General features: G+C 66.5%; 5 protein-coding genes and 1 pseudogene. 1 reads left to right on the plus strand and 5 read right to left on the minus strand.

The features are described 5' to 3' along the window. From CC117_RS09030 to CC117_RS09045, 4 genes are all read right to left on the minus strand, one after another. Positions 1 to 536 (minus strand): IS6 family transposase (locus CC117_RS09030; RefSeq protein WP_071083313.1); only part of this gene is annotated, 536 nt, incomplete at its 3' end. Positions 537 to 717: 181 nt separating this feature from the next. Further along, positions 718 to 1,125 (minus strand): tetratricopeptide repeat protein, encoded by a 408-nt coding sequence (locus CC117_RS09035; protein ID WP_071083310.1) that lies wholly within the window; start codon positions 1,123 to 1,125, stop codon positions 718 to 720. A gap of 297 nt (positions 1,126 to 1,422) precedes the next feature. Next, on the minus strand, positions 1,423 to 1,725 hold the full coding sequence (locus CC117_RS09040; RefSeq protein WP_071083311.1) for a DUF6342 family protein: 303 nt from the start codon (positions 1,723 to 1,725) through the stop codon (positions 1,423 to 1,425). A 526-nt stretch (positions 1,726 to 2,251) separates the two neighbouring features. Beyond that, positions 2,252 to 2,641 carry an integrase gene (locus tag CC117_RS09045; RefSeq protein WP_241829952.1) on the minus strand — a complete coding sequence of 130 codons (390 nt, stop codon included), beginning with the start codon at positions 2,639 to 2,641 and terminating at the stop codon, positions 2,252 to 2,254. 107 nt (positions 2,642 to 2,748) lie between these two features. Between CC117_RS09045 and CC117_RS40080 the strand changes: the two are divergent. Beyond that, positions 2,749 to 3,923 (plus strand): annotated as a pseudogene (locus CC117_RS40080) (integrase core domain-containing protein). Here CC117_RS40080 and CC117_RS09055 read toward each other — a convergent pair. Beyond that, positions 3,865 to 4,406, minus strand: a 542-nt coding sequence (locus tag CC117_RS09055) for a group II intron maturase-specific domain-containing protein (protein WP_321572595.1), incomplete at its 5' end; no start/stop codon positions are given. The pseudogene CC117_RS40080 and the gene CC117_RS09055 overlap by 59 nt on opposite strands.

Consider the following 4,406-nt stretch of genomic DNA (forward strand, 5'->3'; position numbering starts at 1 on the left):
TGATCGGCTTCGATCCGGTTGTTCTCCCGGGCCGCGTCGACGTGACAGGCCTCGGGCACCAGGTCGTCCAGGACCCGCGGGTAGACCGGGGCCTTGTCGGTGGTGACCTCCACCGGCCGCCGGCCATGAGACAGCGCCCGGACGAAGAACCGGCGGGCGGCGGCATGGTCGCGGCGCGTGCTGGCGAGGACGTCGAGGACGTCGAGGACCTGACCGTGCTGGTCGACGGCCCGGTACAGGTAGGTCCACAGGCCGGCGACCTTCACGTAGGTCTCGTCGATGAACCACCTGTCGCCGGGTCGGTGCCGRCACGGCCGCGCGGCCTCGACCAGCAGGGGTGTAAAGCGCTGCACCCACCGGTAGATCGTGACGTGATCGACCTCGAGGCCGCGTTCAGCGAGGAGCTCCTCGACGTCCCGGTACGACAGAGCGAACCGCAGATACCACCGCACTGCCAGCACGATCACCTCCGGCGGGAACCGGAACCCGGCGAACTCCGACGTCGGAACCGGTGGACGGACACGACGTCGACGCATCCTCTGATCATGGCTGATCGGYGGCCACGCGAAGGTGGACATCACCGATGCAACAGTGCCGCGCGACGGCACCTGGCGCCGCCAGGACCGAGCCACCACCGCCCCACCGGCCGCGTGGGCCGATAACCCGCACCTGCGGGACGTGCTGCTCCTGCCGCACCTGCTCGCCCCAGACGGCACCTCACGGCGTGGGCGTGTCACGTCCGCTGGGTGGCTGGCGGTCGGCGAGTGCTGCGGTGGCGAGGTCGAGGCACTGCGCCGAGGCGGCGGTGTCGGGATGATCGTCGCCGAGCGCCACGCGTCGCCGGGTATGCGTGTCCTGGGCCAGGGTCCAGGCGGCGTGGAGGTCATCGTGCTTGATCAGGTAGTGAGCAAGGCGGGCCGCCGCGGCAAGTGAGTGGGCGTGGTCATCGCCGTAGAGCCACCGCCGGCGGGCCAGGACATGTTCGGTCAGCTCGCAGGCAGTTCGCAGGTCGCCGGTGGCGGCCAGCGCGGTCGCGACGTTGGTGGGGAGCGTCTGGTGGTYGGGAACGTCGTCGCCGTACCGCCGTCGCGGGGTTCGCGGGCCGTCGACGGAGTCTCTGATCAACAGGGCCTGGCTGAGTTCGGCCCGGGTGCGCGTCAGGTCGGCCGCGCCGTTCGGGGACGTCCAGCCGTCTCCGATGAACCGTCGCCAGCGGGCCCAGGTGTCCTGCGCCAGCGCACGGGCCGGGACTGTTTCAAGCTGGATGCGGTGCTCCCAAGGAGGAAGCCTTTCTCGTCATATTTAGCCGATCTCGGTAGCTGCGGCAGACCCATTCGGACGGTCACGCGATACGGTACGGAATACTTCGCGCCGGGGTGGGCGCGGCGGCGGCGGCGGCCGCGCCCACCCCGAACTACCGACCTACTCGTAGGACAGGTTCGACTGCCCTTCGATCACGCGGCCAGCGATGTAGAGGTCTCCGTTGGAGTCCAGTACCGCGATGATTTTCTTCTGGTTGCCGTGGTGGGTCGTGAAGAAAATCTTGTCGGCTTCCTGGGAGGTGGAGTAGTTGGTGTTGACCGAGAGTTCGATGCTCACCGGCGAGCTGATGAGCACATCCTTCTTGGGCGAGGTCGGGTACTTCTGGTTCTGCCGCAGCTTGACTCGGCCGTGGGTGTCGCCCTCTTCCCAGTCCGAGGCCAATCCAAGGTCAACGTCCGCCATGACGGTGCTCCGTTCTCGTTCGTACGGGAACCTCTCCTGACCGGAGTAGGCTGTATCTTTTCCGGAAAAGACCTGACCGCCGACCAGCAGGAAGTACGTCCGCAGAGGTCGACGCGGAGAGAACACGYGTCCGTTCCGGCCAAAATTTACTCGACCGCCGGCCCCTCCTGGCCGATTTTTCCTACCTGATCGGACCAGCAAACGGGTGCGCAGACACCGCGGCAGGCAGGGACGACCCCTTCCTCGGTCCACGTATTTCCTGTCCCGGGTGAGGCCATCCCACCATCCGAGTCACAGGCATGAGCGCCACAACACCTCTCCCCCAGAGGTAGTGATGAATCGCACCGTCGCATACATATAGTCACACGCCAGAGGCAGTGGCACGCGGAAATCACCGGAATATATCGACCCCGTTAAATCGTGTCGCTTTTGGGTGAAATCAACCCAGAATGCGTGCGGCGTATTACCGAACGTCAACACACCCTGCGGGGTACCAGAACTAGGCCATCGGCATTGACCTGGGGTTTTAGGCGGGCCGTTCGTACTCGTTGATCAAGCCGTCGAGGACGGGTCGGTGCTTGATCCGTGTCGTCGTGACGTCGGCGATGGGGTGGTCGGGCCGGGTAGTTGGAGCCTGGAGGGCACGGGGTGGGCATCGTCCGTTGTAGTGGGCCGCGTACTCGGCCAGAACGGTGAGCAGGTGCCGCTCCCGACGATCAGCATCCGGTCGGTGACTTCCGTTCGGACCGCGCGGACGAACCGTTCCGCGGAGGGCGTTCGCCCGCGGAGTCCGGGATGGGATCTCGACCGCGTCGATACCGGCATCGGCGAGGACCACGGTGAAGGACGCGGTGAACTGTCCGGCGCGGTCGCGGATCAGGAACTGGAAGTCGGCCGTCCGGTCGCCGAGATCCACGAGGAGGTTGCGGATCCGCCGGGTGGTCCTGTGGGGTGCCAGAAGTCGGCTTGGGCCTGTGACCTGGGCTGATGCGGCGTAGCGGGCTGCCGGCATGATGGTCAGCTATGTCCATCCGCCTGCTCTATCTGATCTTCGCTCGGGTGTGCGGTTGGCTGGTCCTCCTCGGCCATTCGTCAACATCCAAGAACATCGAGCTGCTCGTGTTACGGCACGAGGTCGCGGTGCTACGCCGTACCCACCCCAAGCCCCAGTGGGACTGGGCAGACCGGGCGGTCCTCGCCGCACGCATCCGACTCCTACCCAGAGCGCTGCGAGCCCACCGGTAATCACCCCCGGCACCGCCCGCCGGTGGCACCGCCGCCTGATCACACGGAAATGGACCCCTCTGCAGCGGACCGGATGACCACCGATCAGCCCGGAGATCGCCGCACTGATCGAGCGGCTCGCGACCGAGAACACGACATGGGGCTACCAGCGAATCCAAGGCGAGCTCCTCAAGCTCGGCCACCGGGTCAGCGCCTCCACGCTCCGCCGCGTCCTGAAGTCCCTGGATCTCCCACCGGCCTCCAAGCGGCAGACCGACACGACGTGGCGGCAGTTCCTGCGCACCCAAGCATCGACCATGCTGGCCGTCGACTTCTTCCACGTGGACTGTGCCGTGACGCTGCGGCGTCTGTACTGCTTCTTCGTCCTGGAAGTCGGCACCCGCACCGTCCACATCCTCGGGGCCACCTCCCACCCGGACGGACCGTGGACCACCCAACAAGCCCGGAACCTCCTGATGGACCTCGGTGACCGGGCGGCCGAATTCCAGTTCCTGGTCCRTGACCGCGCCGGACAGTTCACCGCTTCCTTCAACGCGGTCCTCGCCGGCGCCGGCATCACCACCGTCACGATCCCACCCCGAACCCCGCGGGCGAACGCCTACGCCGAACGGTTCGTCCGCACCGTCCGGACCGAGGTCACCGACCGGATACCGATCGTCGGTGCGTGGCACCTGCACACCGTCCTGGCCGAGTACGCGACCCACTACAACGGACGACGACCCCACCGCGGTCGCGACCTTCAACCGCCCCGACCCGACCATCCCATTGCCGACCCGACGAAGAAACAGATCAAGCGACGACCCGCCCTCGGTGGCTTGCCGGKTAGCCGGCGGGAGTTTCACCCGCCGGCCCCCACAGATCCGGACGTGACACTCTCGCGTCATCCGGCTCGTGCTATCCGATGGCCRCTCCGATCGTCCAGTGCGCGAACAGGGCTGGCCTGCGGCGTTTGATCGCCGCGAGCGTCCTCCATGCCCGCCCAGGACGTCCGGTGAGCCGCTTGTACTTACGCTGCAACCATCGCACCAGGTACTTGTCGATGGAGTGGAAGACCGGGTACAACGCGGAGCGCCTGAACGCCCCGAAGTAGTTGATCCAGCCCCTGGTCACCGGATTGATCATCGCTGCCAGGTCCTCGAGGGTCCGGGTCGTTTGCCCGTGGATTCTCCACCGGCGTATCGCTCGACGTGCCTTCTTGGCGTTCTGGTCACTGATCGCGGGCGTGAAGCTGACAAACAGCCGGCCGTCGCGACGCCGCTGGACTGTACGCCCTCGGAACGTGTATCCGAGGAAGTCGTATCCGGTCGGCCCGTCCCAGGGCTGTTTCCGGCCGTCGTCCGCGCAGTAGACGATCCGGGTCTTGGCCTCGTTGAGTTCCAAGCCGCACTCGCCCAGACGCCTCCGGATATCGGCGAGCACTGCGCGGGCCTGTCTTT

This window comes from Parafrankia colletiae (assembly GCF_001854655.1).
GTDB lineage: Bacteria > Actinomycetota > Actinomycetes > Frankiales > Frankiaceae > Parafrankia > Parafrankia colletiae.